The organism is Aldersonia kunmingensis (assembly GCF_001646865.1).
Taxonomy (GTDB): domain Bacteria; phylum Actinomycetota; class Actinomycetes; order Mycobacteriales; family Mycobacteriaceae; genus Aldersonia; species Aldersonia kunmingensis.
The window spans coordinates 1-4,145 of record NZ_LRRB01000212.1 but is presented as its reverse complement, the minus strand read 5'-3'; the positions used below and the strand labels follow the sequence as shown (position 1 = coordinate 4,145).

1 protein-coding gene is annotated in these 4,145 nt (G+C 69.1%); it reads left to right on the top strand.

What is annotated here, in order from left to right; all coding sequences use genetic code 11:
- Positions 1-4,145, top strand: a 4,145-nt coding sequence (locus tag A8G08_RS16595) for a non-ribosomal peptide synthetase (protein ID WP_157108621.1), incomplete at both ends; no start/stop codon positions are given.

Here is a 4,145-nt window from a genome sequence, read left to right as displayed (position 1 = left end):
ATGCCCTCATCAGCTACGTACGCGCCGCGGCCGGGTACGAACTCGACACCGTCGACCTGTTGGTGTCGCTGCGGGGCCGGTTGCCCGCACACCTGGTTCCTGCTCAGCTGATCGAACTGCCCGAGATCCCGCTCACCGCCAACGGCAAGGTCGACCGCAAGGCACTGCCCGAACCGGACTGGGCCGCAGCCGAATACATCGCGCCGGAGACCCCGGACGAGCGGCGCATCGCCGAACTCTTCGCTGCGGTCACGGGTGCGGAGAAGGTCGGCCTGTCCGACGACTTCTTCGCTCTGGGTGGCAACTCGCTGTCGGCGACGCGGGTCATCGGCGCGATCCGGCGCGACCACGCCGTTACGATCGGGGTGCGGGCGTTGTTCGACAACCCGACCGTTGCCGGGTTCGCGGCGATCGTGGCCGATGCCGAGCGTGACGCGCGGCCGGCGCTCGAGGCCCGCCCGCGCCCGGAGCGGATTCCGTTGTCGCTGGCGCAGTCTCGGATGTGGTTCCTCAATCGGTTCGACCCGGAGTCGGCCGCGTACAACATCCCGATCGTGGTTCGCCTGTCCGGAGAACTCGACGTCGCTGCCCTGCGGGCCGCGGTGGCCGACGTCATCGGCCGGCATGAATCGCTGCGCACGGTGTTCCCCGAGGGCGCCGAGGGCCCGGTGCAGGTGGTGCTTCCGGTCGAGCAGGCCGCTATTGACCTGCCCGTGTTCGATGTTGCCGCGCACGAGGTTCCGGCCCGGCTGGTCGAGATACTCGGTGGCGGATTCGACGTCACCACCTCGGTCCCGATCCGCGGCGCGCTGTTGCGCGTCGACCGCGAGGAGTGGGTGCTCGCCGTGGTGGTGCACCACATCAGCGCCGACGGGGTCTCCACGACGCCACTGGCGCGGGATGTTTTCACCGCGTATGCCGCCCGCCGCGCCGATGTTGCCCCCGGCTGGACACCGCTGACGGTCCAGTACGCCGACTACACCCTGTGGCAGCGCGAGGTCCTCGGCGAGGAGACCGACCTGACGTCCGCGGCGGCCCGCCAGATCGCCTACTGGCGCGACCGGTTAGCCGGAGCACCCGAGGTCATCGAACTACCCCTCGACCGTCCCCGGCCCGCGGTCGCGTCCTACCGCGGTGCAACCATCACGACCCCGGTCGACCCCCAGGTGATCGCACGGGTGCGTTACCTGGCCGCCGAGCACGGCGTGTCGGTGTTCATGCTGACTCACGCCGTCTTCGCGGTACTGCTCTCGCGGCTCGGGGCCGGGGACGACGTCGTGATCGGCACACCGATCGCCGACCGCAGCCACCCCGCCCTCGACGACCTGATCGGTATGTTCGTCAACACCGTCGTGCTGCGCACCCACATCAACCCCACCGCGGCCTTCACCGACACCCTCGCCGCGGCGCGCGACACCGACCTGGATGCCTTCGCCCACAACGACATCCCGTTCGAACGCCTCGTCGAAGTATTGGCACCGGCCCGCTCGCAGGCCCACAGCCCGCTGTTCCAGGTCGCGTTCGCCTACGATCACGCCCGACCGGGCGGCACCCTGGAGTTGCCTGGCCTGGCCGTGACCGGCTACGAATTCGATACCGGCACTTCGCAGTTCGACCTGACACTGCGTCTCGGCGAAACCGGTGCGCGCGACGCCACCGCGGCACTGACCTACGCGAGCGACCTGTTCGACGCCTCGACCGCACAGAGCTTGCTCGACCGCTACGTCGACCTGCTCGACACGCTCACCCGCTTTCCCGACACCCGCATCACCGACCTCGACCTGCTCACCGATGCCGAGCGCGCCGCGCTCGTGCCCGCGAGCGGAGGCACGGGCCCGGACCCGGCCGTGCTGCGCGAGATCCTGGCCGCGGGTGTCGCAGCCAACCCCGACGGTGTAGCGCTTGTCGCGGGTGAGCGCACCTTGTCCTACCGCGAGTTGGATGCGTGCTCGAACCGCCTCGCGCGAATCCTGATCGGCCACGGCGCCGGACCGGAAACCTTTATCGCCCTGGCCTTCCCCCGCTCGATCGAGGCCATCGTCGCGGTGTGGGCTGTCGCGAAAACCGGGGCCGCGTTCGTGCCGATCGACCCGAACCACCCCGGTGAACGCATCACCCACACGCTCACCGACTCCGGGGCGAGCCTTGGCCTGACCCTCTCGGGTGTGCGCGGCGGACTACCCGCCACCGACACGACCTGGCTGTGCCTCGACACTCCCGAGGCGCCGCCGTCGGTCATAGATGCGCCGCTCACCTGCACCGACCACCCGCGGCCGCTACGTGCGGATCATCCGGCGTACGTCATCTACACGTCCGGGTCGACCGGACTGCCCAAGGGTGTCGTGGTCACCCACACCGGACTGGGATCGTTCACGGCCACCGGACGCCCGGAGTTGGGCACCACGCGCGATTCGCGGGTGCTGCGGTTCTCGTCGGCGTCGTTCGATGCGTCGGTGTTCGAGATGATCCACGCCTTCTCCGCCGGCGCCACCCTGGTGATCGCCGATCCGGAGATTTACGGCGGGGCCGAGTTGACCGATCTGCTGGCGCGGGAAGGGGTCACCCTCACCCTTACGGCTCCCGCGATCCTGGCCACCGTCGACGCCGACGCCGTCCCGGCACTCGAGGTCGCCGCCGTCGGTGGCGACGTCTGCCCACCCGACCTCGTCACCCGCTTCGGATCGCGGGTCCGCCTGCACAACTGCTACGGCCCCACCGAAACCACGATCATCACGACCCTCACCGAGCCGCTCACCGACCCGAACGCGATCACCCTCGGCGGACTGCTGCCCGGGGCGCGAGCGCTGGTTCTCGACTCGCGGCTGCGCCCGGTCGCGCCCGGCGTGCTCGGCGAGCTGTACCTCGCGGGCCCGCAGCTCGCCCGCGGCTACCACCAGCGCCCCGACCTGACCGCCGGACGGTTCGTCGCCGACCCGACCACTCCCGGGCAGCGCCTCTACCGCACGGGCGACCTCGTCCGCTGGCACCTCGGTACGTCAAACCCGGAACTGGTGTACGTCGGGCGCTCCGACGACCAGGTCCAGCTCAACGGCATTCGCGTCGAGCCCGGCGAGGTCGACGCCACGCTGAATACCCACCCGAGCGTGGATTTCGCGTTGACGGTCGTGCACCGCGATGCCCTGGTCAGCTACGTGCACGCCGCTACCGGCAACACCGTCGACGTCGCCGAACTTCTCGACCATGCCCGGGCTCTGCTGCCGACGCACCTGGTGCCCAAGCAGATCATCGAACTGGCAGAGGTGCCGCTCACCCCGAATGGCAAGGTCGATCGCAAGGCACTGCCCGAACCCGACTGGGCCACAGCCGAATACGTCGCACCCAGCACACCGCTCGAAGAGATGGTTGCTGCGGTGTTCGGTGAGATCACCAGTGCCGAACGCGTCGGCCGCACCGATGACTTCTTTGCCCTGGGCGGGAATTCACTCTCGGCTACCCGCGTGGTGGGTTCACTGCGTCAGCGGATCGGAGTCACGGTCGCGATCCGCGCCCTGTTCGACAACCCGACCGTGGCCGGGTTCGCTGCGGTCCTCGCCGGCGCGCAGCGCGATTCGCGGCCTGCGCTCGAAGCCCGGCCGCGCCCGGACCGGATTCCGTTGTCACTGGCCCAGACCCGCATGTGGTTCCTCAACCGCTTCGACCCGGATTCGGCTACCAACAACATCCCGATGGCGCTGCGGCTGACCGGTGCACTCGATGTCCACGCACTCCAAGCGGCGATCGGCGATGTGCTGGCACGCCACGAGTCGCTACGCACGATCTACCCGGAAATCGACGGTGTTGGTTATCAGCAGGTGCTGGCGCCCGGGGCGGTCGATCTCGATCTCGCGCCGATCCCGGTAGCCGCCGACGAGGCTGCGGCGATGGTTGCCGACGCCATCACCAACGGATTCGATGTCACCACCTCCGCGCCCGTACGGATCCGATTGCTGCAGCTTGCCGAAAACGAGTTCGTCCTCGTTCTGGTCGTGCATCACATCGCCGGTGATGGTGTGTCCACCGGGCCACTTGCCCGCGACGTGATGGTGGCCTATGCGGCCCGCACTCGTGGTGAAGAGCCGGGATGGGCGCCGTTGGCGGTGCAGTACGCCGACTACACGCTGTGGCAGCGCGAAGTCCTCGGCGAC